19 protein-coding genes are annotated in these 26,209 nt (G+C 71.3%); 8 read left to right on the top strand and 11 right to left on the bottom strand.

Annotated features, from left to right (window positions below; all coding sequences use genetic code 11):
- Positions 1-29 precede the first annotated feature (29 nt).
- Together AB0B96_RS16330 and mnmA are read left to right on the top strand one after the other, a co-directional pair.
- Positions 30-1,193: a cysteine desulfurase family protein gene (locus AB0B96_RS16330; protein ID WP_362899377.1), complete on the top strand. Its 1,164-nt coding sequence runs from the start codon at positions 30-32 to the stop codon at positions 1,191-1,193.
- A gap of 43 nt (positions 1,194-1,236) precedes the next feature.
- Positions 1,237-2,307 carry a tRNA 2-thiouridine(34) synthase MnmA gene (gene mnmA, locus AB0B96_RS16335; RefSeq protein WP_362899379.1) on the top strand — a complete coding sequence of 357 codons (1,071 nt, stop codon included), beginning with the start codon at positions 1,237-1,239 and terminating at the stop codon, positions 2,305-2,307.
- Between the two features lie 2 nt (positions 2,308-2,309).
- Here mnmA and AB0B96_RS16340 read toward each other — a convergent pair whose 3' ends face one another.
- From AB0B96_RS16340 to eccD, 7 genes are all read right to left on the bottom strand, one after another.
- Positions 2,310-2,951, bottom strand: coding sequence for an MBL fold metallo-hydrolase (locus AB0B96_RS16340; RefSeq protein ID WP_362899381.1), 642 nt, complete (start codon positions 2,949-2,951; stop codon positions 2,310-2,312).
- Positions 2,952-3,050: 99 nt separating this feature from the next.
- Positions 3,051-4,469, bottom strand: coding sequence for a WXG100 family type VII secretion target (locus AB0B96_RS16345; RefSeq protein WP_362899383.1), 1,419 nt, complete (start codon positions 4,467-4,469; stop codon positions 3,051-3,053).
- 6 nt (positions 4,470-4,475) lie between these two features.
- Positions 4,476-4,847, bottom strand: a complete 372-nt coding sequence (locus AB0B96_RS16350) for a hypothetical protein (RefSeq protein ID WP_362899385.1) — start codon at positions 4,845-4,847, stop codon at positions 4,476-4,478.
- Between the two features lie 105 nt (positions 4,848-4,952).
- Positions 4,953-5,258 (bottom strand): WXG100 family type VII secretion target, encoded by a 306-nt coding sequence (locus AB0B96_RS16355; protein WP_350947589.1) that lies wholly within the window; start codon positions 5,256-5,258, stop codon positions 4,953-4,955.
- 22 nt (positions 5,259-5,280) lie between these two features.
- Positions 5,281-5,595: a WXG100 family type VII secretion target gene (locus AB0B96_RS16360; RefSeq protein ID WP_350947590.1), complete on the bottom strand. Its 315-nt coding sequence runs from the start codon at positions 5,593-5,595 to the stop codon at positions 5,281-5,283.
- 108 nt (positions 5,596-5,703) lie between these two features.
- A complete protein-coding gene (gene eccB / locus AB0B96_RS16365) occupies positions 5,704-7,131 on the bottom strand; it encodes a type VII secretion protein EccB (RefSeq protein WP_362899388.1) in 1,428 nt (475 codons plus the stop codon).
- 146 nt (positions 7,132-7,277) lie between these two features.
- A complete protein-coding gene (gene eccD, locus AB0B96_RS16370; protein WP_362899390.1) occupies positions 7,278-8,663 on the bottom strand; it encodes a type VII secretion integral membrane protein EccD in 1,386 nt (461 codons plus the stop codon).
- Between the two features lie 324 nt (positions 8,664-8,987).
- On the opposite strand from eccD, the gene eccCa reads away from it, so the two are divergent.
- The 3 genes from eccCa (at position 8,988) to AB0B96_RS16385 (ending at position 14,388) form a co-directional block, all read left to right on the top strand.
- Positions 8,988-12,953, top strand: coding sequence for a type VII secretion protein EccCa (gene eccCa / locus AB0B96_RS16375; RefSeq protein ID WP_362899392.1), 3,966 nt, complete (start codon positions 8,988-8,990; stop codon positions 12,951-12,953).
- A gap of 98 nt (positions 12,954-13,051) precedes the next feature.
- On the top strand, positions 13,052-13,435 hold the full coding sequence (locus tag AB0B96_RS16380) for a hypothetical protein (protein WP_362899394.1): 384 nt from the start codon (positions 13,052-13,054) through the stop codon (positions 13,433-13,435).
- Positions 13,432-14,388 carry a hypothetical protein gene (locus AB0B96_RS16385; protein WP_350947595.1) on the top strand — a complete coding sequence of 319 codons (957 nt, stop codon included), beginning with the start codon at positions 13,432-13,434 and terminating at the stop codon, positions 14,386-14,388. The genes AB0B96_RS16380 and AB0B96_RS16385 overlap by 4 nt, the downstream gene beginning before the upstream one ends.
- A gap of 134 nt (positions 14,389-14,522) precedes the next feature.
- Here AB0B96_RS16385 and AB0B96_RS16390 read toward each other — a convergent pair whose 3' ends face one another.
- The 3 genes from AB0B96_RS16390 to AB0B96_RS16400 form a co-directional block, all read right to left on the bottom strand.
- Positions 14,523-14,861 carry a YbaB/EbfC family nucleoid-associated protein gene (locus AB0B96_RS16390; protein WP_362899396.1) on the bottom strand — a complete coding sequence of 113 codons (339 nt, stop codon included), beginning with the start codon at positions 14,859-14,861 and terminating at the stop codon, positions 14,523-14,525.
- Between the two features lie 29 nt (positions 14,862-14,890).
- Positions 14,891-17,140, bottom strand: coding sequence for a serine/threonine protein kinase (locus tag AB0B96_RS16395; protein WP_362899398.1), 2,250 nt, complete (start codon positions 17,138-17,140; stop codon positions 14,891-14,893).
- 100 nt (positions 17,141-17,240) lie between these two features.
- Positions 17,241-18,578: a S8 family serine peptidase gene (locus tag AB0B96_RS16400; protein WP_362899400.1), complete on the bottom strand. Its 1,338-nt coding sequence runs from the start codon at positions 18,576-18,578 to the stop codon at positions 17,241-17,243.
- Between the two features lie 261 nt (positions 18,579-18,839).
- Between AB0B96_RS16400 and AB0B96_RS16405 the strand changes: the two genes are divergently transcribed.
- The 3 genes from AB0B96_RS16405 to AB0B96_RS16415 all read left to right on the top strand — a co-directional run bounded on the left by AB0B96_RS16405 (position 18,840) and on the right by AB0B96_RS16415 (position 24,371).
- Positions 18,840-19,844 carry a methionine synthase gene (locus AB0B96_RS16405; protein ID WP_362899402.1) on the top strand — a complete coding sequence of 335 codons (1,005 nt, stop codon included), beginning with the start codon at positions 18,840-18,842 and terminating at the stop codon, positions 19,842-19,844.
- 138 nt (positions 19,845-19,982) lie between these two features.
- A complete protein-coding gene (ligA, locus tag AB0B96_RS16410; RefSeq protein ID WP_362899404.1) occupies positions 19,983-22,163 on the top strand; it encodes an NAD-dependent DNA ligase LigA in 2,181 nt (726 codons plus the stop codon).
- Between the two features lie 126 nt (positions 22,164-22,289).
- Positions 22,290-24,371, top strand: coding sequence for an EAL domain-containing protein (locus AB0B96_RS16415; protein ID WP_362899406.1), 2,082 nt, complete (start codon positions 22,290-22,292; stop codon positions 24,369-24,371).
- Between the two features lie 167 nt (positions 24,372-24,538).
- On the opposite strand, the gene AB0B96_RS16420 is transcribed toward AB0B96_RS16415, so the two are convergent.
- On the bottom strand, positions 24,539-25,954 hold the full coding sequence (locus tag AB0B96_RS16420; protein ID WP_362899408.1) for an ATP-binding protein: 1,416 nt from the start codon (positions 25,952-25,954) through the stop codon (positions 24,539-24,541).
- Positions 25,955-26,209 lie beyond the last annotated feature (255 nt).

The raw sequence follows: 26,209 nt of genomic DNA on the forward strand, positions 1-26,209 counted from the left end.
GACAGCGAGTGGGGGAGGGGAATGCGGCCGTGAAGCCCGCCTATCTCGATCATGCGGCGACCACGCCGATGCTTCCCGAGGCGATCGAGGCGATGACAGCCCAATTCGGCCGGGTCGGCAACGCGTCGTCCCTGCACGCCGCCGGTCGCCGCACCCGCCAGGTCGTCGAGGAGTCGAGGGAGACCATCGCCGCCGCGCTCGGCGCCAGGCCCAGCGAGGTCGTCTTCACGGCGGGCGGCACCGAGGCCGACAACCTCGCGGTGAAGGGCCTGTACTGGGCCCGTCGCGCCGGGGGCGCCGACAGGATCCTGATCAGCGCGGTGGAGCACCACGCCGCCCTGGACCCCGCGCACTGGCTGAGCGACCACCAGGGCGCGACCGTCGAGCTGCTCGACGTCGACGAGGTCGGCCGGGTGCACCCGCAGACCCTCCGCGACGCCATCGAGCGTGACCCGGCGAGCGTCGCCCTGGTCAGCGTGATGTGGGCCAACAACGAGGTCGGCACCATCCAGCCGGTCCACGAGCTCGCCGCGATCGCCCGGGAGCACGGCATCCCCTTCCACACCGACGCGGTCCAGGCCGTCGGCCAGCTTCCCCTGGACTTCGCCGACTCGGGGGTCGACGCGCTGACGATCTCCGGGCACAAGGTCGGCGGCCCGATGGGCGTCGGCGCCCTGCTGCTCGCCAGGGGCGTCGACCCGATGCCGGTGCTGCACGGCGGCGGCCAGGAGCGCGACATCCGCTCCGGCACGCTCGACGCCCCCTCCGTCGCCGGTTTCGCCACGGCGGTGCGGGCCGCGGTGGCCAGGCAGGCCGAGACCTCCGCCCGGCTGACCGGGCTCCGCGACGACCTCATCCACCGGGTCCGCCAGGCGGTGCCCGGCGTGATCCTCAACGGCGACCCGGTGAGCCGCCTCCCCGGCAACGCCCACTTCTCCTTCCCCGGCTGCGAGGGCGACGCCCTGCTCATGCTGCTGGACGCCAAGGGCGTGGAGTGCTCGACCGGTTCGGCCTGCTCGGCCGGGGTGGCCCAGCCCTCCCACGTGCTGCTCGCGATGGGCGCCGACGGGGTGCGGGCTCGCGGCTCGCTGCGCTTCTCCCTGGGGCACACCTCGACCGAGGAGGACGTGGACCGGCTCGTCGAGGTCATCGGCCTCGTCGTCGAGCGCGCCCGCCGTGCGGGGATGAGCTGATCCGACGGGGATGGGCGCCCGGCGCGGGTAGGCTCAAGGGGTTATGAGTCTTCGTGTGCTTGCCGCCATGTCCGGTGGCGTCGACTCCGCAGTGGCGGCCGCCCGCATCGCCGAGGCGGGCCATGACGTCACCGGTGTCCACCTCGCCCTCTCCGCCAACCCCCAGTCCTATCGGACCGGCGCCCGCGGGTGCTGTACGGTCGAGGACTCGCGAGATGCCCGCAGGGCCGCCGACGTGATCGGCATCCCCTTCTACATCTGGGACATGGCCGAGCGGTTCCACCGGGACGTGGTCGAAGACTTCGTCAGCGAGTACGCCGCCGGACGCACGCCCAACCCGTGCCTGCGCTGCAACGAGAAGATCAAGTTTGAGGCGGTGCTCGACCGGGCCCTCGCGCTGGGCTTCGACGCGGTGGCCACCGGGCACCACGCGCGGATCACGGACGGTGTCCTGAGCCGCAGCCCCGACCAGGGCAAGGACCAGTCGTACGTCCTGGGCGTGCTCACCAGGGAGCAGCTCTCTCACGCGATCTTCCCACTGGGTGACTCCACCAAGGCCCAGGTCCGTGAGGAGGCCGCGCGACGTGGCCTCATGGTGGCCGACAAGCCCGACAGCCACGACATCTGTTTCATCGCCGACGGCGACACCCGAGGCTTCCTCGCCGACCGCCTCGGCGCGGAGCACGGCCCGATCGTCGACGAGTCCGGCGAGGTCGTGGGTGGCCACGAGGGTGCCTACGGCTTCACGATCGGCCAGCGCAAGGGCCTGCGCATCGACCGCCCGGCCCCCGACGGCCGCCCGCGCTACGTGCTCTCCATCGAGCCGGTCTCCAACACCGTCACCGTCGGACCGCGCTCGTCCCTCCAGGTCACGACCATCGTCGCGGAGCGGCCGGTCTGGAACGGCCCGGTGGACGAGCCGCGCGAGCCACTGTCCTGCACGGTCCAGCTCCGCGCCCACGGCGAGGTGTACGGCTGCCGTGCCCAGCTCTCCGGCCGGGAGGTCCACATCACGCTGGACGACCCGGCCACCGGGGTCGCGGCGGGGCAGGCGGCCGTGCTCTATCTCGGCGACACCGTGATCGGCTCGGCCACCATCACCTCGGCCTCCTGAGGCTAGGGCAGGGTGACCGACTCGCCGGGCTTGAGGCGGCGCATGTCGGCCTTCTGTTTGTCCGACTCCATCTCCAGCCACATGTCGACCAGCCGGAGCCCGATGTCGTTGATCAGGCCGTCGTGGGTGGAGAAGGCACGGGCCGGACGGACCTGGCGGAGATACTCGACCATCTCCGTCGCCTTCATCCACGGCGCGTTGGTCGGTACCAGGAGCGTGGGCACCTCGACACCCGGAGGGGTGAACGCGTCACCCGGGTAGAAGACCTCCTCGTCCACCAGGAAGCCGACGTTGCGCACGATCGGCAGGTCCGGGTGGTTGGGGGCGTGCCACTCACCGACGGCCTTCACCCCGAAGCCGGCCGTGTCGAAGGCGTCGCCGTGCCGTACCACCTGGATCTTCGCGGGAACGTCGGTGAGCGTGGCGGCCACGCTCTCGTTGGTCCAGATCTCCAGGGCCGGGTTGGCCTCGGCGGCCCGGCGCAACCGGTCGGCGTCCACGTGGTCGAAGTGCTCGTGGGTGATGAGTACGGCCTGTGCCCCGTCGAGCGCGGACTCCTCGCTGAAGGAGCCCGGGTCGATCACGAGGACGGAGTCGTCCTTCTCCAGGCGGACACACGCGTGTCTGAATTTCGTGAGTCTCATCCCCTCACTCTATGAGGAGCCGAGATCACGGCCCCTCGGGGAGGGAGGGCGGAACGCGCGCGGGGGCTGCCGGGAAGGCGGTGCCCCCGCGCGGTCCGATCAGTTGATCACGGGCGGTGCGGTACCGCGGTCACCACCCCACACGTCCTCGTCCTCGGTCAGCCAGGTGGAGCGTTCGCGGTCCTGGTCTCCCTGGCCCGCCGCGCCGCTCATGGGCATGAACGGCATGCCGCCCATGCCCATGCCGCCACGGCCGTCGACCCTCGGGCCGCCGACCCCACCGACGCCGCCGAAACCACCACCGGTCCCGGTGGTGCCGCCGTTGCCGACCCAGGAACTCGGCCCCGCGGGACCGTTCTGGCCGAACACGGTGGGACCCGCGCCCCCTCCACCGCCCCCGGTGTAGGGGGGCAGACCGGTTCCGGGGCCGAGCCCGGTACCGGGACCGGCTCCCGTGCCGGGACCGAGCCCGGTTCCGGGGCCGGGCACGGTGGGCTCGAAACCGGCCAGCTTGGTGTTACGCGGATCGTTCGGATCCAGGCCCGCGCGTGGGTCGTTCGGGTTCAAAACCGTCGGGTCGGTGTATCCGGGCGGAAGGTTGCCGTTCCCCGGCAGGCCCGTGCCGGGAACACCCGGACCGGGAAGACCCGTGCCGGGAACACCCGTACCCGGATTACCCGTGCCGGGACCGCCGGGACCGCCGGGATAGGCCGGGACGGAGGGTTGGGAGACGCCGGGATAGTCGCTCCCGCTCGGATAGCCGCTCCCCGGGCCTCCCGGATAACCGCCCGAGAAACCGGGCAGCCCTCCGACGCCACCCCCGCCGTAGCCGCCGGGTATGCCGCCGCCCCCGGGGTAACCCCCGCCTCCCGGGTAGCCTCCCAGGCCGCCGGGGTAGTTCTGGTTGGTGAGCGCGGGGTCGGCCGCGCCGCTCAACTGGGGTAGGTCCTTCTCCACGGTCGCGGGAATGCGCTCGTAGAGGTTGACCAGCTCCTGGTTGAGGGCCATCAGGTCCTCGCGGGCGAAGTCGTTCGTCGACTTGTTGGTGAAGAGATACGTGTCACCGACCTTCCCGACGGCGATGTCGTCTCCCGGAAGGAAGTCGACCCCGTCGAGGAAGCCCATCGAGGGCCTGCTGTTGGCGTACTCGATGTACTTGGGAAGGACCTCCCTGCCGTAGTGGGTCAGTGGTGGCCCGAGCTGGCCGCAGCGGGTGGACAGCTCGTTGACCGTCTTGTGGACCAGTTGGAGCGCGTTCTGCGCCTCGATCGAGGCGTCACCGCTCCAGACCTGGGCGAGTTCTCCGGCGATCTGCCGGATGAGGGTGTGGCTGGCGCGCAGTGTGGACGCGGCGGAACTGTAGGCGTGGCCCGCGTCCTCGATGGCCCGCGGGTTGGTGTTCTGCAACATCACTTTGATCTCTTCGGCGCTGTAGCCGCTGTAGTGGCCACGGCTGCCGATCCCAGGGGGGCCCTCACCGTCGAACTTGATGTGGTGAAGCGCGTGGTCGTTGCCCATCGCGTCTCACCCCGCCTTGTTCGTGGTGCTGGCCTGCTCGGCGTCCTGGTAGTTGTAGGCGGCGACGCGCAGCAGTTCGATCGCGGCCCGGTATTTGACGATGGTGTCCTGGTATACCGTGCCGACCTTCATGTGGGCCTTGCCCGCGGTCCTGGCGACGTCCTTGGCGGTGTCCCAGGTGCCGAAGTGGGCCTCGGTCAGGTTGGTCATGGCCCGCATGTCCTGCAGGGCGCCCTCGTTCGAGCCCTCAAGGCGCGCGACGTCCTCCTCAAGGGCCTTGAGGAGCTGCTTGATCCGGTCGCGCTTGATCTCGACGGCCGGACGGTCCTTGTCGAGGCCTGGCCAGGGGGGCGCGACTCTGTCTTCGGGAGGTAACATGCCTCTCTCCCCGTTACTGAAGGGGCCGCGGCGACGCCGCGACCCGGTTGGCTCTCCCCGGTGACGTGGGCCGCGGCAGCGCCGTGACCCGCCCCGTTCGCGGGGTCAGCGTCCGTCGAACATCGTGACGTTGACCTTCTCGGTGTTCGCGAAGTTCTCCCTGCCGATCTCGATGACGCCACCGAGACGCTGGAGCAGCGCGGCCATCCGGCCGGACGCGGCGTCCCACTGCGCACGGGCGCCGTAGTAGGCCGTGCGGGCGTCGCCCTCCCAGTCGCCGAGCAACCGGTCGAGGTCCCCTTCCAGGTTCTGGAGGGTCCCTTCCAACATCTGCCACTGCCGCGCGAAGTCAGCGGCAGAGCGGTCCATCTGGCCGAAGTCGACAAGAGTGCGGTCAAAGTCGCTAGCCATGGTGATCCCCGTTTCTGAGCTGTCAGCTGTTGATGTCGGCCCCGAGCCGCTGCGAGACGGCGGTCTGGTTCTCCTGGGCCGTCTCGTAGTTCTTCTGGATGTTCTTGAGCTTGATCGACAGGCCCTCGAGCTCGCGCAGGATGTTGGTCATCTCGGTGCTCCAGGCGTTGAACACGCCGTCGAAGGAGACCGCGGACTGGCCGTCCCAGCCGGAGCGCAGCTCGCCCCGGTGGCCGTCGAGCTGGGTCTTGATCTGGTTGATCGTGCCCTTGGCGTCGTCGGTCTTCTGTGACGCCTCACCAAGCCGCGAATGGTACGCGGTGGTCCTCTGAACCACGTGACACCTCCATGGTGTTCGACTGACATGGGTCTTTCGATCATTACAAAGTGGACAACCATCGCATCTCTCACCTGTAACGAACAGATGTACCGTTGATAACGGGGATCACGGTTGTCCCACGGGCACCGGGACTCCCGCCGCCGTCCGGCTGAGCACGGGTCCCTGCGGGATCAGATGCACGATGTGCGCGGGCAGCGGCGCGACGTCCGCCGCCGTGTAGCCGAGGCTCGCCAGCGACTCCGTCGCGGTGATCGCGTGCCGTCGCCCCTGGTCGCTGACGAGGAAGACCGAGGTGACCGCGTCCAGCCTGTCGTTCCCCGGCAGCACGCCCACCAGCGACGCGGTGCCCGGCGGGAGCACGACCTGGTCCACCGAGTCCTGGTCGAAGCGGCCCGCCGGCGGTGCGGGAATGCGCATGGTGCTGCCGACGGTGAGCCGCGCCCGCGTCGATCCGCGCTCGGTCTCGGCGTAGACCGCGCACACCGGCGAGGCGGGATCGGGGGCGACGACCCGGGGCATGGTGGCGGGAAGCCCCGCGGGATCGAAGCGGGTGGCCGAGCGCCGCATCCCGTTCGCGGTCGCGGCGTCGATCTCCACGGCGCGCACCGGCGCCCTGCCGTACGCCCTCTTGCTCGCCGGGTCCTGGAGCAGGAGTTCGGCCTGGGCTGGGGTGAGCGCGGCCAGGCCGTCGGGGAGCAGGACGTACCACTTGGCGGTGTCCCCCGACGTGGCCCGCACGGTGTAGATCCGGCCCGCGGCGGAGCGCCCCCCGTCGGGGCCGCGCATCACCCTGCCGCGGGCCGCGAGCGCCGGGGCGCTGAAGTCGGGGCCGATGGGCAGCGCGTTGAGCCAGGCCGCGGGGACCTGCCGGGGCTGCTCCTCGGTCAGTGCCCGCAGGCTCTTCTGCGGCACCCGCATCCGCCGGTCCGACCAGAGCAGCCAGGTCTGCGAACCCTCCTGCACGACCATCGCGGTGTCCTGGCCGAGCGGGGTGCCGCCGACCGAGAAGCCGCCGACGAGCGAGGTGTGCGGGGTACGTGTCCCCGCGGTGTCCACGCCCTCGACCACGCAGGCCGACCAGGGGGCGCGGACGAGCCGCTCGCGGGGCGGCAGCGACTCGGGGGCGCCGGGGATGCCGACCAGGAGCCCGCGGGGGAAGCTCGCGAGTGACGCCGTGGTGACCGTGCGGACCTTCACCCCCTGCCCGCCGCCGAGCAGCAGCCTGGCCGAGGTCACGTTGGCGACCGGGATCATCTGCCCCCGCGTGGCGCTGTAGACGAAGGTCGCGCCCGACTCCTCCTCGACGATCACCGTTCCCGGCTCGGTGAGCGCGGTGGCGCCGCCGGGACGCAGCAGCCCGTAGACGCCGAACGCCACCGCCACCAGCACCGCGACCAGGATGCCGCAGAACGTCGCGACGTTCTGCCTGCGCATCGGCGACTCCGGCACGTCGGGCTCGCCCTGGAGCAGGGCCATGCCCAGGCGCTGGGTCATCAGCTTGTGCGCCTGATAGAGATCACGACGGGTCTGCATCCCACCTCCGCCTCGTCGGGTGCGCGGTCGCCGACAGCATAGAAGCGTGATCGACGATCAGTGCAAAGAGTGCGAACGGTGAACGGCACCGGTATCTGGCGTTCACCGCTGTCGACGAGCTCGCGGTCGGGATGCGCTGTCGCCGGTCAGCCCGACAGGCCCCTGATGGCCGCGTACACGTCCATCACCCCGAGCGCGAGCGGGATCAGGGCGAGGATCAGGCAGAACTCCAGGATGTCCCCGGCGCGACCCCAGAACGGGGAGGGCCGCCGCTGGGGGAGGAAGAGCGCCATCCCGCCCGCCACCGCCGTCGCGCACACCAGGCCGACCGTGACCGCCGGAGCCGAGCCGGGCGTGGTGAACGCCACGCCCAGGATGAGTGCGAGCAGGCCGGTCAGCCCCGAGCCGAGCAGCCAGAGACGCTGCCCCGTCCCCTGGAAGACACGGGCGCGCATCAGCAGTGCGAGCGAGAGCGTGACCAACGTCGCGGGGGCGGTCCATCCGCTCGCGGTGAGCAGGGCGGGCAGCGTGCCCAGTGCCACCAGGGCGACGCCCGCGGTGAGGCCGGTCGCGAACCGTTCGGCCTCCGTCGCGCGGCGCCGGATGTCCGCGCCGTCGATGTCCTCGGTGTCGGCGCGCAACTCCTCGGCGTTGGCGGGCAGCGCGGGCAGCGGGAGCCGCGCCAGCCGGAAGGACGTCGTCGGGATGAGCGGTGCGCAGGCGAGGGTCACCGCGGCGGCCACCGCGGCCACACCGGCGGCGGGCGCCCCGGTGAACATGACGACCGCCGAACAGATCGTCCCGATGACCGCGGCCAGCCCGACGCCGAAGAAGTTGGGCAGGCCCTCGGCGACGACCCAGCCGGTCACGGTAGCGACCAGCGCGGTCACCGCGAACCCGGCGAGCAGGTTGGGCGCTCCGAAGGCGGCGGAGCCGGCGGGGGGAGCGGGTGCGCAGGCCCCGGCGAGGAAGGCGTGGGGCAGCGCGGTGTAGCCGATGATCGCGCCGGCACGTCCGTCGCCCAAGGCTCTGGAGAGCGCGGCGCCCGCCACGACGGCGAGGATCGCGCACGCTCCGGCGAAGGCGACGACCGGGCTCCAGGGAGGCCCGCTCACCGCGAGCACCGCGGCCGCGGCGACCATCGACAGCGCCGCGGTGCCCAGCCCCACGCCCCTGGTGTGCGCGGGCCGCCAGCGCCCGGTCCTTTCCTTGACGCCGGTCGCCACGGTGTCGGCGACGTCGTCGAAGACCGCCTCGGGCAGCTGGGACGAGCGGGGCAGCAGGTAGAGGACCTCGCCGTCCCTGATGCCCAGCTCGTTCAGGCCCGCGCCGGGGGGCATGGGTGCCGCGCCGATCCGCTGGAGTCCCCATCCTCCGACCGGCGCGACCTCCTCGGCGCTCTCGCCGGTGGCGGCGAGCAGGTCGGGCAGCAGATGGGAGAGGGGGAGGTCCGAGGGCACCGCCAGGTCGACCCGGCGGCGCGGGGTGACGACGGTGATGCGGCACAGGGAGATTGCGGTCACCTGGTTCACAGGGCGCATGGTAGCCACCTCCGCGATCATCCGGCACCCGTCGGGGGGCGAACCGCACGGTGTTCAGCCCGCGACCACCCGGTCCGCGGGCAGTGGAGTCATCCTGATCATCCGGTCACGGGCGGTGGAGTCACCTCCGCGATCATCCGGTCCGCGGTTGGTGGAGTCATCCTGATCATCCGGTCACGGGCGGTGGAGTCACACCCCAGCGATCATCCGGTATCGGTCCCGGGACGTTCTCGAAGACCCCGTCGAACATCGAGGGCGGTTTCGCTACGGTGATCCGGACTGCACGATATTTGCTTAACTCACATCGGGGGCGAAGTGGGCATAGTGGTCGTTCGGCGTCCTGAGCGGCGCCCACCTCCGGCACCACCGCGCGGCGAGATCCTCCTGGAGTCGCCGCCGGAGATCCCGGAGACCACCTCGGCGGGGTTCACGCAGGTGCTCATGTACCTGCCGATGGTGGCGGGCGGCGCCGCGATGGGGCTGATGTTCGCCGGGGGCGGCGGCGGAAACCCGATCATGTACGTGGCGAGCGGCATGTTCGCGCTCTCCATGGTCGGTATGACCGTCGGCCAGATGGGCAGGGCGGGCGGGGAGCGCAAGCTACGGATCAACGGCCAGCGCCGCGACTACTTCCGCTACCTGTCCCAGACCCGCGCCAAGGTGAGGCGCGCGGCCGCCAGGCAGCGTGAGGCGCTCGACTGGAACGGCCCCGCCCCCGACGCCCTCTGGGCGATCGCGCTGAGCGCCCGCCTGTGGGAGCGGCGCCCCTCGGACGCCGACTTCGGCGCCGTCAGGGTGGGCACCGGCTCCCAGCGTCTCGCGATCCAGCTCATACCGCCGGAGTCCAAGCCGGTCGAGGACCTGGACGCCATGTCCGCCGGGGCGCTGCGCCGCTTCGTCCGCGCCCACTCGACGGTGGCCGACCTGCCCATCGCCATCTCCCTGCACTCCTTCGCCAGGGTGAGGCTCACCGGCCCCGAGGCGGCCGTCCGCGACATGGTCAGGGCGCTCGTCGGCCAGCTCGCCGTCTTCCACTCGCCGGACGAGCTCAGGATCGCGGTGTGCGCGTCCAGGGAGTGGATGGCCCACTGGGAGTGGGTCAAGTGGCTCCCGCACGCCCTCCACCCGCACGAGACCGACGCGGCGGGGCCCGTCCGCCTCATGACCGAGGACCTGGGCGAGCTCGACCGGCTGCTGGGCGCCGACTTCAAGAACCGGGCACGGTTCAAGCCGGGGATCTCCCCCGACGCGCTCCCGTACCACATCGTGATCATCGACGGCGGGCACGTCCCGCAGGACTCCCCGCTGGGCGCGGACGCGATCGAGGGGGTCACCCTCATCGACCTCGACGGCACCACCACGCCGGCGGGCGAGAAGACGATGCTCAGGCTGCGCGTCACCGAGGACCTGTTCAGCCGGGTCACCACCGACCAGGCGGGCAAGGAGGTCGTCACCCCGCTCGGCAGGCCCGACCGGTTCTCGTACCTGCAGGCGGACGGGCTCGCCAGGCGGCTCGCCCCGTTGCGTGGCTCACCGGCCGGAGCCGGGGGCGGCGACGCGCTCGCCGCCGACACCACGCTGGCCGAGCTGCTGGGGCTCGGCGACCCCGCGGGGCTGGACCCGGCGCTGCTCTGGCGTCCCAGGGCACCGCGCAACCGGCTGCGGGTGCCGATCGGCGTCGGTACCGACGGGCGCCCGGTGGAGCTGGACATCAAGGAGTCCGCGCAGGGCGGCATGGGCCCGCACGGACTCGTCATCGGCGCCACCGGCTCGGGAAAGAGCGAGCTGCTGCGCACGCTGGTGCTCGGGCTGGCCGTCGCGCACTCGTCGGAGGTCCTGAACTTCGTGCTCGTCGACTTCAAGGGCGGCGCGACCTTCCTGGGCATGGACTCTTTGCCGCACGTCTCGGCCGTCATCACCAACCTCGCCGACGAGCTGCCGCTCGTCGACCGCATGCACGCCGCTTTGCACGGCGAGATGGTACGGCGCCAGGAACTGCTCCGCGCCGCGGGGAACTACGCCTCGTTGCGCGACTACGAGCAGGCCAGGGAGCAGGGGGCCGACCTGCGCCCAATGCCCACGCTCTTCGTGGTGCTGGACGAGTTCAGCGAGCTTCTGTCGGCCAAGCCCGAGTTCATCGAGCTCTTCGTGATGATCGGCCGCCTCGGCAGGTCCCTGGGGGTTCACCTGCTGCTGGCCTCGCAGCGGCTGGAGGAGGGCAGGCTGCGCGGCCTGGACACCCATCTGTCGTACCGGATCGGCCTGCGGACCTTCTCGGCGATGGAGAGCAGGGTGGTTCTCGGCGTGACCGACGCCTACGAACTGCCCTCGGCGCCGGGCAACGCCTTCCTGAAGTTCGACACCACGGGGATGGTCCGTTTCAAGGCCGCGTACGTCTCAGGCCCCTACACTCCCGAGCGGCGGGTCGTGCGGCGCGAGCGCGCCGAGGGGCGGCAGATCGTCCCCTACGGTCCCGCCTACATCGCGCCTCCCCGCCAGGCCGAGCCGGAGGAGGAGCCCGAGAGCGTCGTCGCGGGGCGCGACACGCTGCTCGACGTCGTGGTCCGCAGGCTGCGCGGGCAGGGTCCGCCCGCGCACCGGATCTGGCTGCCGCCGCTGGCCGAGCCGCCCTCGCTCGACCAGCTCCTGCCGCCTTTGTCCGTCACCCCGCAGCACGGGCTGACGACCGCGCACTGGCAGGGGCGCGGGGGGCTGCACGCGCTGCTCGGCGTCGTCGACCGCCCCTTCGAGCAGCGGCGCGACCCGTACTGGCTCGACCTGTCGGGCGCCGCCGGGCATCTGGCCGTGGCCGGGGGGCCGCAGAGCGGCAAGAGCACCGTGCTTCGTACGCTGATCGCCGGTCTCGCCCTCACCCACACCCCCGCCGAGGTGCAGTTCTACTGCCTGGACTTCGGCGGCGGCGCGCTCGCCTCGCTGGAGGGCCTGCCGCACGTCGGCGGGGTGGCCAACCGGATGGACAGCGACCGGGTCCGCCGTACCGTCGCCGAGGTCACCGCGCTGCTCGCGCGGCGAGAGCGGGAGTTCGCCGAGCTGGGCGTCGACTCGATCGCCGCCTACCGGCGCCAGATCGCCGCCGGGGCCGTGGATCCCGGCGGTTTCGGGGACGTGTTCCTCCTGGTCGACGGCTGGCTCACGGTCCGCCAGGAGTTCGAGTCGCTGGAGCCCACGATCACCGAGCTGGCCGCCCGCGGTCTCGGCTACGGCATCCACGTGGTCGCCGCGACCAACAAGTGGTCGGAGTTCCGGCCCTCCATCCGCGACCTGTTCGGTTCCCGGGTGGAGCTGAGGCTGGGTGACGCCTACGAGTCGGAGGTGAACCGCAGGACCGCGATGGCCGTTCCCGAGGGCGTGCCGGGGCGCGGCCTCACCCGCGAGGGCCTGCACTTCCTGAGCGCGCTGCCCCGCGTCGACGGCGGCGACCGGAGCGACGACCTGCCCGCCGCCACCCGGGCGATGGTCGAGTCCGTCGCCGCCGCCTGGCACGGCCCGTCCGCTCCCAGGGTGCGGCTGCTGCCCGCCGTCCTGGCGCCCGAGAGCCTGCCGGGCCCCGAGGAGACCGGTGCGCGCATCCCGCTGGGCATCGACGAGAGCACCCTCTCGCCGGTGCTCGCCGACTTCGACGCCGATCCGCACCTGGTCGTGATCGGCGACAACGAGAGCGGCAAGTCCAACCTGCTGCGCCTGGTGGCCGAGGGGGTCGTGGCCCGCCACGAGCCCTCGAAGGCGCGCCTCGTCGTGATCGACTACCGCCGCTCGCTGCTGGACGCCGCCTACACCGAGCACCGCATCGGGTACGCGGCCTCCTCGACGGCCGCCACCGAGTTCATCGGCGAGCTCAGGGATTCGCTGATCAAGCGGCTCCCCCCGGCGAACCTCTCGCCGGAGGAACTGCGCTCGCGCGGCTGGTGGAAGGGGGCGGACATCTACATCGTGGTCGACGACTACGACGTGGTGGCCTCGGGCGCGAACCCGCTCGGCGGGCTGCTCGACCTGCTGCCCCAGGCCCGCGACATCGGCCTGCACCTGGTGCTGGCCCGCGCGATGGGCGGCGCGGGACGCGCCATGTTCGACCCGGTGCTCCAACGGCTCAAGGACATGGCGACCCCGGCCGTGATGATGTCGGGCCACAAGGACGAGGGTGTGCTGTTCGGGGTGCGGCCCCACGCGCTGCCGCCGGGACGCGCCTATCTGTCCGACCGGAGGAACGGCGTGCGCCTCATCCAGACCGCGTTCGTCTCCCAGCCCGATACGGACAAGTGAACGGGAAGAAACAAAGGAGAACGTTACCCGTAACATCTCGCGTAACAATTGATGAATAGTTTCACCCGGAAAACGTGCGTAACGTTCAGGGGGCTCTCTTGTCATTTCCTTCGGAGCCGACGGATATCAGTCCGGCCGATCTGAAAAGACGTAAGGAAGACTTTCACGCCGAGAGCGACGAGCTCGCCACGGCCTTCGCCAAGGCGATGGCCGACCTCGACGCCCTGGGCGCCTTCTGGGGCAACGACGAGGTCGGCCGGAAGTTCGCGGGCGCCGCGGGGGGCACCGGCTACCTCGCCGCCCGCGACGAGGCGAAGAGCCATGTCGAGGGCATCGGGAACGGCTACCGCAAGATCGGCGACAACCTGGGCCTGGTCGGTGAGAACGTCACCGGGGCGAACTGGGCGACGGTCGGGGAGATGGTCAAAGCGGTCGTCGGCCCCGAGATCGGTGCTCCGGGCAGCAAGGCCGAGCTCGAATGAGTGGCCTGGGCCTGCCCACGGGTCCCCTGGGGGCGGTGGGGGCGTTCGCCAAGGCCAACCCGGTCAAGACCGCGATGGGGGCGGGTTCCCTCGGGGCCGCCGCGTTCGTCACGTCCATGCTCGGCGTGGGCTGGCCGGAAGGCGATCCCGACAAGCTGCGCACGGCAGCGGATATCTGGGACAACCTGGCCAACACCATCGAAGGCTCCGGCACCGACGCGAACGGTGTCGCCGAGCAGGTCTGGAAGAACAACGGCGGCGCGGCCGTCCGGGAGTTCAACACGCTGTGGACGGGCACCTTCCGGCCCTATCCCGGTGAGGTCGCCACGTTCTGCCGGGCGATCGCGAAGGCCTGCCGCGACTACGCGCAGGCCGTGGAGATCACCCGGTACGTGCTGATCGTGCTCGCCGTCCAGGCGTGGATGAACATGGTCTACACGGTGGCCTGGGGCTGGGCCACGGCGGGCATCGGGGCGGCCGTGCAGAAGCAGATCATGGACAGGTTCTTCAAGGGCCGCGCGATCCTGCAGATGAAGATCTTCAAGATCAGCGTCGAGAAGATCATCTACAACTCGTTCTACTACCTGGGTGACAGCGTGGGCTACGCGGGCGGCCAGCAGGTGCTGCAGTGGAGCATCTTCGATCTCGCCGGGGTGAAGAAGGACCTCACCGGCAACGACGTCACCGGGGAGGGGGAGAACACCAAGCAGTTCGGCCGGGGCTTCGTCAGCAACATGGCCTTCAACGCGGCCTTCGACCTGACCAAGATCGGCCCATGGGGCAGGGCGTTCCCCAACGACGCGGCGGGCAACCTGATGTCCCGGCTGGTGGGCTCGGGCACGTACACCGTGGCGGACAACACGGTCCAGGGGGACCCCGCCCTCCCCACCTGGGAGCAGTGGGTCTCCAAGGTGATCGTGCACGGCTCCCGCGCGGCCAAGCCACCGGTCTGAGCGGGGCCCTGCCCTCGTCGGCCCTCGTCGGCCCTCGTCGGCCCTCGCCGTGCTCCCGTCGTGGATCCGGCCCCGGGCGAAAGCCCGGGGCCGGATCCACGACCAGGGTGAACCGGGGCCGACCGGTCACCTGGTCAGAGGGGTTGGTTCCCGAAGGGGTCCTCCAGGAGGGAGTTCAGCAGCGCGCCGCTCTGTTCGGCCGCGTCCCTGACGGCCTCGCCCGAGGCCTCCAGGATCGCCTCCGCGAGGGCCTCGGAGCCCAGGCGGAGAGCACGCGGGTCGATGCGGAGGGCGGCCAGCGCGCCGCTGGCCAGCACCTCCACCGACACGTGGCCGTCGGCCGCCCGGCCGTGGCCCCTGGCCTCGGCCAGGTTCCGGCCGACCTCCTCCATCCGGGTCGTCTGCTCCCCGATCACCGTGAGGAGCCGGTCCGCCTCCGGGTCCCCGGTCGGTGAGTACGATTTGCCGGACATGCCCGGCATGCTCTCCCGCTGGCCGCGCATTACCGGCAGTTCCCCCAGTCGACGGAGGCGGAGCCGGCGGATCCACCGCCGCTGAAGCGCACGCACTTGCCCTGGGCGGAGACGATGATCGGTCCCAGGTAGTACTCGTGGCTGCCTCGTTCGGTCTTGGCCCGGCTGCCCTGCACCTCAAGGGTGGCCCAGAGCGGGGACGCGACCCCCACGTTCTCGTTCTTCAGGGTGGCCACGCAGGTGTTCTTCGTGGCGGCGTTGAAGAGCTGGTAGACAGTCCCGCCCGTGAACGGGGACTGCCGCTGCACGACGAAGCCCGGCCCGCAGACCTTCTCCGGCGTGTAGGGGTTGGCGCGCCGCGCCGGCGCGGACGACGAAGGACTCGGGGGCGAGAACGTCCACGAGGGCCTGGCCGTCTGCGAGGGCCTGAACGTCCATGAGGGCCGTGCGGTGTGCGAGGGCTTCCAGGACGGTGGGGCAGGGGACGACGTCGGTCTCGCGGCCGGACGGGTCGGCGCGATGGTGGGGGTCGGCGTCGGGGTTCCCCTGGGCGCGGTCGGCGTCGGTTCGGGGGTGCCGGGCGGGGCCGGGGTGGGGGTGGGACTCGGCTCGGGGGTCGGCGTTCCGGTCGGGGGCCCCTCCGGCTCGACGGTCAACGACGGTGTCGGTGTCGGCGTCGGCTGGGCCGCGGGGGCGGACGTCTCCGCCGCCGAGGGCACCCCGGCCGTGGGGCTCGGCACCCCGGGCACGTTCGGAGCCTCGGTGAGCGGTGCCGTCGGCACGGGCGGAGGGTTGGTGTACATGCCGATGTCCGGGACCTGAGGCAGCTCGGTGGGTGCGTCGCTCGGCAGTTGCAGCGGCCCCACCTCGGCGACCTCGGGGTCGGGCGTCGTACCCCAGGGCACGGTCACCTTGCCCGAGGGGTTCTCCCCGGTGTTCTGCACGGGGTCCTGCCCCTGCGGCTCGTTCCGTGACCGGTCCACCAGCCCGAGCGAGACCTCGGGGAGCGCGCCGTCGGCGGAGGCCCGCTGCTCGCTCAGGGCGGTGTATCGTCCGGCGGCCCAGATCCCGAGCCCGGAGAGCAGGACGATCACACCGACGCAGGCGGCGAGCGCCATCGAGAAGTTGCCCGTCCTCGGACGGTCCTTGACCGCCTTCGCGGGTGCCGGGTCCGGGGCTCCGGGAGCGGCCGACGCGACCTGGGGAAGCTGCGGAGCTCCCCAGACCGACGTCGCGGGCTCCGCCTGTCGCGGTGCGGCGGCACCGGGAACCTGCTCGCCTCGTGATGAGTCGTCTTCCCCCGTGATCCCCGTGATCCCCGTGCCCGGCCGCGCCCCCGCGCCGGTGTCCGGTGCCCCGATCTCCGTTCCGGCATCCGAGACGGTGCCGGGGACGCCCGGGAGCCCCAGGACGCCGGAGACAGGGCCGGGAGGAGAGGGGATCGCGGGACCGGTGGCGATGCCGGGGAGAGGAGCCGGTGCGTCCGTGACCTCCGGCTCGCCCAGCAGGCGCAGCATGGCGGCCTTGGCGTCCGGGCGCTCCCGGGCTCGCGCGTCCAGGCAGGAGGCGAGGAGTGGCCTCAGCTCCGCGGGCAGGCCGGTCAGGTCCGCGTGGCCTTCCCGGACCTTCTCGGCAAGTCCGCCGAAGGGCGGCCGTCCGGTCGCGGCGTAGACGACCGTGGCCGCCCAGGCGAAGAGGTCGGCGGGCTTGCTCGCCTCCGGCGCGGAGGTGGCCTCCTCGCGAATGTGCTCGGGGGCCCGGTAGTCCGGCTCCCGCTCGCCCGTGACGGGTTCGAGCCCGATGTCGAAGACGCGGGGACCGTCCGGGCCGAGGAGCACGGTGTCGGGGGTGAGGGACCCGTGGGCGAGGCCGGACAGGTGGAGGGCGGTCAGCGCGGTGAGCGTGCCGGTGGCGAACCGCTCCAGCGCGTCCCCGGTGAGCGGCCCGCCCTCGGCCACCGCCTGCCGCAGCGTGGGTCCCTCGATGTGCTCGCGGACCACGTACGGGCGGTCGTCGAACCAGCCGACCTCCAGCAGTCTCGCGGCGTGGGCTCCGGACGCGCGCTTGGCGGCGTGCAGTTCGTTGGTGATCCGCTCCCGTGTCCTGGGGTCGGGAGCCCCGGGTTCGGCGGGGAGGAGGCGGATGACGCGGATGATGTCGTCGTCGGGAAGATGTCCCAGGTAGGCGGCGTGTCCTGGATCCTGGTCGAGCCGGCCGACCAGGATGTACACACCGATGCGCTTGGGATCTTCGGGTAGTAATGGGTGTAAATACCCCATTGCATTCCTTCCAGCACAGCTGTCAATAAAGCCGCTTTAAACTAATCGGGCACCATCCAACCAAATTTGCCGCACCAGATCGTATTTTTAGTCCTGTTCGTTACGTTTGGCGGTCAATGGTGCCCGGTCGCCAACCCCTGCGGCGTCCCATCGGTATCGCGATGCCCGCCACGGTCACCAGAACGCCCACGACGAGCGCTCCCAGCGCGACCCAGATCGAGATCGAGACGGCCCGGGAATCCTCGGGAGGTGCGGGCCGCACCACGTTTCCCGGCAGCGGGGCGGCGAGGCGCGGCGCGAGCGCCACCTGCTCGGACGGCAGGATCGCCGAGACCGCCAGCAGCGGGTTGACCATCCCCGCGCCGGTACCCGCCCCCGCGCCGCCGTCGGCGGTCAACTCGACGCGCCGCCGTACCCGCACGTTGTCCAGCCCGGGATGGCGGGCCCGGACCAGCGCGACCACACCGGCCACGTACGGGGCGGCGAAGCTGGTTCCCTCCAGGTCCTCGCGGTAGGTCCGCCCGGCCCAGGTGCTCGTCACGTTCCGGCCCGGAGCCAGGACGGAGACGGGGGTGACGGCGTTGGAGGAGTCGGCCCTCGCGCCGTCGGGACCGGCGGCCCCGACCGAGAGGACCCCCTCGTAGGCGGCCGGGTAGGCGGGCGCGGGGGTGCCGTCCTCCTTCTGCACGTTGCCGGCCGCGGCCACCACGACCGCGTCCATGGCGAGGGCGTAGGCGACCGCGTCGCGCAGGTCGGCCTGGTCGCCCGCCTGGACCGACACGTTGATCACGTCGGCGCCCAGCTCGGCGGCCCGCACGATGGCCGCGGCCAGCCGGCCCACGTCGCCGGTACCGTCCGAGGTCTGCTTGATGGAGATCAGCTTCGCCTGCGGCGCGACCCCGGTGAAGGGCACCCCCTTGATCTCGGCCGCCGCGATGATGCCCGCCACCGCGGTGCCGTGGCCGAGACAGTCGCGGGCACCGGTCGCGGTCAGGTCGATCGACCGGGTCCTCCTCAGCTGGGGATGCCTGGTGTCCACCCCGCTGTCGACGACCGCGACGGTCACCCCGGCCCCCTTGGTCAGCTCCCACACCTCGGGGAGGCTGAGCCGGCGCTGGGCCCAGGACTCCCCGATGCTGGTCGTGCCGCGCCGGGGGTTGCATTTGGCGGGCGCGGACGTTCCCGGGGTTCCCGCCCCGCCCCTCGCCGTCGAAGCGCCCACGGTCGCCGTACCCGCGCTGCCCACCCCGCCCTTCGCCGTCGAAACGCCCCCCGCGGTCGCCGTACCCGCGCTGCCCGCCGAGGCCGTCCCCGCCGTCGCGGCGGCCCGTGCCGCGGTCTCCGCCTCCGTACCCTTCGCCTCTGTACTCTTCGCCACGGCCGGTGGCGCGGCGACCGCCGCCAGCACCAGCATCGTGACGAGCATCCGACCGATCACGAAACGCCCCCAGAACGAACCAGCACGAACGGTCCCCCGAGCGAAACGGCCCCGCACCGAGACGCTTCCGGAGCGATAAGGCCCCAGAAAAGGGTGAATACCGGGCAGCACCCTACTCAGCTTGATCGCACGCCGTCACGGTGCGGCGGGATCGCCACGGCCGGAGACGCGATCCGGCGGCCATAGGCTGGCCTGGGCGGGGGAGCCGAGCAGGCGCCGGCGGGTTCCCGCCCACGTCCCCACGCGAAACCAGGAGCAGTTTTGAGCCAGTACCCATGGGGCGAGGCCACCGCGACCGGCATCGGGTCGCATCCGGGTGAGGATCACGCCGAGGCGGTCAGGGTCGCCTTCGGGGAGTCACCCGCGCTGCCGTACCTGCCGGAACTACCGGCCCGCGGTGTCGGCGCCGACATGATCGGGCGCACCGCGTCACTCCTGCTGGACCTGCCCGTCGAGGTGCAGCCGTCCGGCTGGCGCTTCGCCGACCGGCCGGGACGCGACTTCAAGCGCGCCCGCGACCATCTCGTACGCGACCTCGACGGCCTGGAGGAGGTGGCCCAGGGATACGAGGGGCCCTTCAAGATCCAGGTGTGCGGGCCGTGGACGCTGGCAGGGGCGATCGAGCTCAGGCACGGCGACAAGACGCTCGCCGACCCGGGAGCGGTGCGCGACCTGGTGGAATCCCTGGCGGAAGGGCTCACCGCGCACGTCGCCGACGTGCGCCGCAGGGTTCCCGGCGCCTCGCGGATCGTGGTGCAGATCGACGAGCCGGGGCTGCCCGGCGTCCTGCGGGGTACGGTGCCGACGGCCTCGGGCTTCGGGCGGCTCGCCGCCGTCGACCGTCAGATCGTCGCCGACCGGCTCGGCGCGGTGTTCCCCGCGGAGACGTTCACGGTCGTGCACTGCTGCGCCCCCGGCGTGCCCTTCGGGGTCCTGCGCACGGCGGGTGTGGGAGGCGTCTCGCTGGACGCCCACCTGATGAGGAGACGCGACGAGGACGCGATCGGCGAGACCGTCGAGGCCGGGACCGCCCTGTTCCTCGGCGTCGTACCGGGCGTGGACTCCGCGATCCCGGACGTCGGCGCGGTCGCCGAACCCGCCGTCGGGCTCTGGCGCCGCCTCGGCTTCCCCTCCTCGACCCTCGCCTCGCAGGTCGTGCTCACCCCCGCCTGCGGGCTGGCCGGGGCCTCGCCCGCCTACGCCAGGGCTGCCCTGGCCGCCTGCCGCAAGGCCGCCGCCGTGCTGCGGGACGACCCCGGCGAGTGATCTCGCGCGGGCGCCCGGACGGGGGTGGCTCGGGCTTGTCCAACTCGGGGCAATGACGGGGTCGCGTTGTCGGTGCCCGAAGATACGTTTGTCATGGGCCACGACTGTCTCGGGTCACGACGAGGGGAGAAGCGGGCGATGGGCGCTGAGGTCGAGGGTGTGCCGGTGTCGGCGCTGGAGCGGCACGCGGAGCTGACGGAGCTGGTCGAGGAGGCCAACTGGCGTTACCACGTGCTCGACTCGCCGACCGTGAGCGACGCGCAGTATGACGGGTGGATGCGTGAGCTGCGCGAGCTGGAGGAGCGGAGCCCGAGCCTGCGCACGCCCGACTCGCCCACCCAGAAGATCGGCGCGCCGATCTCCAGCGACTTCACCCCGGTCAGTCACCTGCAGCGCATGGAGAGCCTCGACAACGCCTTCAACGCCGACGACCTCGCCTCCTGGCGGGCGAGGGCCGAGCGGCTGGCCGAGCGCGACCCCGCGCCCTACCTGTGCGAGCTGAAGATCGACGGCCTGGCGATCGCGCTGCTCTACGAGAAGGGGCGCCTCACCAGGGGTGCGACCAGGGGCGACGGCCGCGTCGGCGACGACGTGACGGCCAACGTCCGCACGATCGCCAACATCCCCCACCGCCTGACCGGCGACGACGTGCCCGACGTGGTGGAGGTGAGGGGCGAGGTCTACATCCCCGTCGAGGAGTTCGAGAAGCTCAACGAGCAGCTGGTCGAGGCGGGCAAGGCGCCGTTCGCCAACCCGCGTAACTCCGCGGCGGGCTCCCTGCGGCAGAAGGACCCACGCATCACCGCCCAGCGGCCGCTCTACATGATCGTTCACGGGATCGGCAAGTGGGAGGGTGCCGCCGCGCCCCGCACCCAGTCGGAGATCTACGAACGGCTCGGCGGGTTCGGCCTGCCGGTCAGCGACCTCTACCGGGTCGTCGACGATCTCGACGGCATCAACGGCTTCATCGAGTTCTACCGCGAGCACCGCCACGACCCGGCCTACGAGATCGACGGCGTCGTGGTCAAGGTCAACCGCATCGAGCTGCAGCACAACCTGGGCTCGACCAGCAGGGCCCCGCGCTGGGCGATCGCCTACAAATACCCGCCGGAGGAGGTCAACACGAAGCTCCTCGACATCCAGGTCGCGGTGGGCCGCACCGGCAGGGTCACCCCGTACGGCGTCATGGAGCCGATCGTCGTGGCGGGTTCCACGGTCGAGCGGGCCACGCTGCACAACGCCTCCGAGGTGGCGCGCAAGGGCGTGCTGATCGGTGACACCGTGGTGCTGCGCAAGGCGGGCGACGTCATTCCCGAGATCGTCGGCCCGGTCGTCGACCTGCGTGACGGCACCGAGCGTGAGTTCGTGATGCCGGAGCACTGCCCGGAGTGCGGCACCCTGCTGGCGTACGAGAAGGAGGGCGACGCCGACCTGCGCTGCCCCAACACCAGGGCGTGCCCCGCCCAGCTCCGCGAGCGCATCTTCTTCGCGGCCGGACGCAGGGCGTTCGACGTCGAAGGGCTCGGCTACGTGGCGGCCACCGCGCTGACCCAGCCGCTGCCGCCGCAGGAGCCGCCGGTCCGCACCGAGGCCGACCTGTTCGACCTGACGATGGATCGGCTGCTGCCGATCAGGTCGGTGGTCCGCGACCCCGACACCGGCCTGCCCAAAACCGATCCGGAGAGCGGCGAGCCGAAGGTCGTCACCTTCTTCGCCAACCAGAGCGGCGAGCCGAGCAAGAACGCGGAGAAGATGCTGGAGCAGCTGGAGAAGGCGAAGACCCAGCCGGTCTGGCGGGTGCTCGTCGCGCTCTCCATCCGGCATGTCGGTCCTCCGACGGCCCAGGCGATCGCCGACGAGTTCCGCTCGATCCCCGCGATCGCGGAGGCGTCGGAGGAGGAGCTCGCCGCCGTCGAGGGCGTCGGCCCGCGCGTGGCCGCGGCGATCCACGACTGGTTCACGGTCGACTGGCACCGGGAGATCGTCGACAGGTGGGCCGCGGCCGGAGTCCGGATGGTCGACGACCCTCCGGCCGAGCAGCTCCCGCAGACCCTGGCCGGTCTCACCTTCGTGGTGACCGGCACGCTCGCCGACTTCACCCGTGACGAGGCGGGCGAGGCCCTGGCCGCCCGCGGCGGCAAGGTCTCGGCGTCGGTGTCGAAGAAGACCTCCTTCGTGGTGGTGGGGGAGAACGCCGGTTCCAAGTTCGACAAGGCGGTCAAGCTCGGCGTGCCGATCCTCGACGAGGCGGGCCTGCGGGTTCTGCTGAGCGAGGGGCCCGAGGCGGCGTCGGAGGTCACGGTGAAGCCTGAGGAGTAGGGGTCACCCCAGACTTGTGTCTCAAAAACGTGCGAATTGATAGTGACAGAACGTGCGCAATCGGTTCCGCGAAGTGGCCCGTAGGCCGTACTCTCCCATAGTGAACTAATGGGGGTTTTGTTACTCATGGCCGACCCAACCGACACTCGCGACACCGGACCGCGACCGGGGACGCCCCTGTGGGCCTATCTCGCCGTCGTCATCACGATCGGGTTCACCGCGCTCGCCGTATCCCTGCTGAGCATGAACGTGGCCGAGGCCGCGGAGCTCGTCCGCAGCCCGCTGTTCTGGATGCTCGCGGCCCTCATCGTGCTGGGCGAGTTGCGGCCGGTGGTCCTGTCGTCGTCGATGACGGTGGGGGGCACCTACCCGTCGACCATGTTCACCTTCGCCGCGCTGCTCCACTACGGCCTGCCGGTCGCCGTGCTGCTGCAGGCGGTCGCCATGATCGTCAACGGGGCCGTCACCCGCAAGGCGATCCATCGGATCATGTTCAACATCGCGCAGGTGACGATGGCCTGCGGTGCGGCCGGGCTGGTGCTCGGGCTGTTCGGCGACCGGCCTGTCACGGCGACCGCCTGGGTGCCGACGGGCTCCGACCTACTCGCGATCGGGCTGGCCGGGCTCGCCTACTTCGTCATCCGGGCCCTGCTGGTCTCCGGCGCGGTGGCGCTGCACGAGCGCAGGTCGATCTACCGGGTGATCAGGACCACCGTCGGCCACCAGAGCCTCGTCTACACGGGGCTGCTCGGCCTCGCCCCGCTCGTCGTGGTGGTGATGAACCACTCACCGGCCCTGGTGCCGCTCTTCCTGGCGCCGATGGTGGCGGTCTACTTCACCGCCACCATGTCGGTCCGCCGCGACCACCAGGCGACGCACGACGTGCTGACCGGGCTGCCCAACCGCAAGATGCTCGTGCTCAGCACGGAGGAGGCGCTCGCCGAGGCGCGCGACGGCGAGCGGGTCGGCCTGTTCCTGCTCGACCTCGACAGGTTCAAGGAGATCAACGACACCCTCGGGCACCCGGTCGGCGACCGGCTCCTGCAACTGGTCGCGCACCGCCTCACCCACAGCGTCCGGCCCGGCGACGTGGTCGCCAGGCTCGGCGGCGACGAGTTCGCCGTCCTGCTGCCCTCGGTGCGGGACGCCACGGCGGCCAGGGAGGTGGCGGCCCGCCTGCGGGTGGCGATCACCGAGCCGGTCCGGCTGGAGGGCATGAGCTTCGACCTGGACGCCTCGTTCGGCATCGCCATCTACCCCGACCACGCCCCCGACTTCGAGATGCTCCTGCAACGCTCCGACGTGGCGATGTATCTCGCGAAGGAGAGCAGGAGCGGGGTCGAGATCTACGCCGCCGACAAGGACCGCAACAGTCCGGAACGCCTCAATCTTCTCGGCGACCTGCGCAGGGCGATCGACCGCTCCGAGCTCCGGCTGCACTACCAGCCCAAGCTCGACCTGGAGGGAGGGCAGGTCAGGGGCGTGGAGGCACTGCTGCGGTGGCGCCACCCCGAGCGGGGGATGATCCCTCCGGGGGAGTTCGTGCCGATGGCCGAGCAGTCCTATCTGATGCGCCACCTCACCGGATACGTCATCGACGCCGCGCTGGAGCAGGCCGCCCACTGGTGGCACACCGGCCTGCACGAGCAGATCTCCGTCAACGTCTCGGCCCGCGACCTGCTCGACTGCGCTCTCTCCGACCAGCTGGGGGAGGGGCTGGCGCGCTACCGGCTGCCGCCCAAGGCGATCCAGCTGGAGGTCACCGAACGCATCCTGATGACCGACCAGGCGTACACCGACGGGGCCGTCCGAGCCCTCACCGCGCTGGGGGTGCCGCTCGCGCTGGACGACTTCGGCACCGGCTACTCCTCGCTGGTGCGCCTGCAGCGCCTTCCCGTCTCCGAGGTCAAGATCGACTCCTCGTTCGTCCGCCGCATCGGCGAGTCCAAGGACGACGAGCGGATCGTCCGCTCCATCATCGACCTGGTCCGCTCCCTCGGGTTGCGCTCGGTCGCCGAGGGTGTCGAGTCGGAGGAGGTGGCCAAGCGTCTGGCCGACATGGGCTGCGACCTCGGCCAGGGCTGGTTGTTCGCCGAACCCATGTCCGCTGCCGACGCGACCGTATGGTTGCGCGAACATCGAGCCATCGCCACCCATGACCTGGGCTTCCTGCGCCGCACCGAGATCCTCGATCCCCAGAGGGCCTAGGTCGTCCTTGGGGCGGGCCGCCATGCAGTCGGGGGACGTCCACGCACCCTGATGTCCCGGCCGCACCGCCCCGCGTGCCCCCCGATCGGCCCGGGGGTGATCACCCGCCGCGCCGGAGCGAACACGGCCGCCGACTCGCGACGATGAGGTACCTGCCGGCAACGGGGTCAGCTCCACGCCCGGATGAGATCATCGGGGCCGTACGCGGCGGTGAGGCCGGCGCAGGAGACTCCGCCGCGCGAGACCGCGACGAGCGGGACGGGCTCGTCCGTCAAGGCCGCTCGGTGTCCGGCCAGGGCGGCGAGGTCGTGGTCGTCGAACGAGGCGTTCTCCAGCCACTTGATCGACCCCAGGAAACACAGCCGCCGGGCGATCGGCCCCCTGTCCGCACCCACGATGTCGATCTCCACGTCGTTGCTCCTGGTCCAGTAGGAGCCGATCGCCGGCGCCTCCGGCAACCGGTCGTCGGGGAGCAGCCGGGCCAGTGACTCGCGGATGAGAGGTTCCACGGCTCGGCCTCGCCAGCTGCTCCACTGCGAGGCGACCCGCCGCATGGTCAGGTCACCCCTGCGACGCTCTATCTCGGGCATGTGCGGCCGGACGAAGTGGAGCCAGAAGCGCAGGTACGGGTCGGTCACGCGGTATCGGCGCTCTTTGGAAGGGCGGGTGGACAGCGGCAGGTCACCGGTGACGATCCCCTTGGAGGTGAGAAGCTCGGCCGCCCTGGAGAGGGTGCTGTGCGAGATCCCGCCCGCGCTTCTGGCGATGTTGGTGAACGTGCGCTCGCCGCTGCCGATGGCCCGGAGCACCTCACTCGCCTGGGCGGCGGAGGGGAACTCGGCCGCGAGGGAGCGCTCGGCGGACACCAGAAGGGCCGAGACCGGGTTTGTCAGGGCGGCGTGCAGATATTCCCAGAGCGACGCCCCACGAGGCCACTCCCCGCAGACGAGCGGGAGACCGCCGGTGACGAGGGCCGCGTCGAACGCGTCGGCGGCCGTGAGGCGGAGCATCTGCTGGATCTCACCGGGGTTGAGCGGCCCGACGATCATCTCGGTGCCACGCTGGTGGAAGGGGCGCTCGTAGCTGTTCAGCGCCTCCATCATGGACAGGTCGGATCCGATGAGGATCAGCAGCACGGGCTTGCGGCTGAGAAACCGGTCCCAGGCGCGCTGGAGCAGTCCCTCGAAGGCGTCGACGCGGTCCATGAGATAGGGGACCTCGTCGATCACGACGATGGACGGGCTGTCGTCGGGAAGCGCGTCCGCCAGCAGCTGCAGTGCTCCGTTCCAGGTGCCGGGTGCCGCCTCCAGGAACGTGTTCCTGCCCGGCAGGTCCGACATCGCGACATCGGCCATGATCTGGTGGAGCTCGCTCTGGGCGTCCGCCCGCGCAGAGGTGTAGAAGAGCGACGGCAGGCCGCTGCGGGCGATGAACTCCTCGGCCAGGGCCGACTTGCCGATCCGCCTGCGTCCCCGGATCAGCACGCACCGCCCGGGACGCCCGGTCGTCGCCTCCGTCCGGACGCGGTCGAGCAGGGAACCGAGAGCCGCCAGCTCGCGCTCCCTGCCGATGAACTCGCCCACGCCTCCCCCAATACTTCCATCGGCGATACTATCGCCGACAATACTATCGCTGGCGATAGTATTGTCGGCGAAGGAAGATGGAAGCGTACTTCTAAGAAGTACGCTTCTACGCGATGAGGAGCGTGCTCCGCGATCTCCTCAGGAAAGGCGCACGGCCGACCGTTCGCACGGGACGAGACGGGCCGCTCCCTCCGGCGCGTAAGGTTCTCGCCGGACGTCGCCCGAGTCCGTGACGGAAGCCGATTCGCGATCGAC

This window comes from Streptosporangium sp. NPDC049046, assembly GCF_040649155.1.
Taxonomy (GTDB): domain Bacteria; phylum Actinomycetota; class Actinomycetes; order Streptosporangiales; family Streptosporangiaceae; genus Streptosporangium.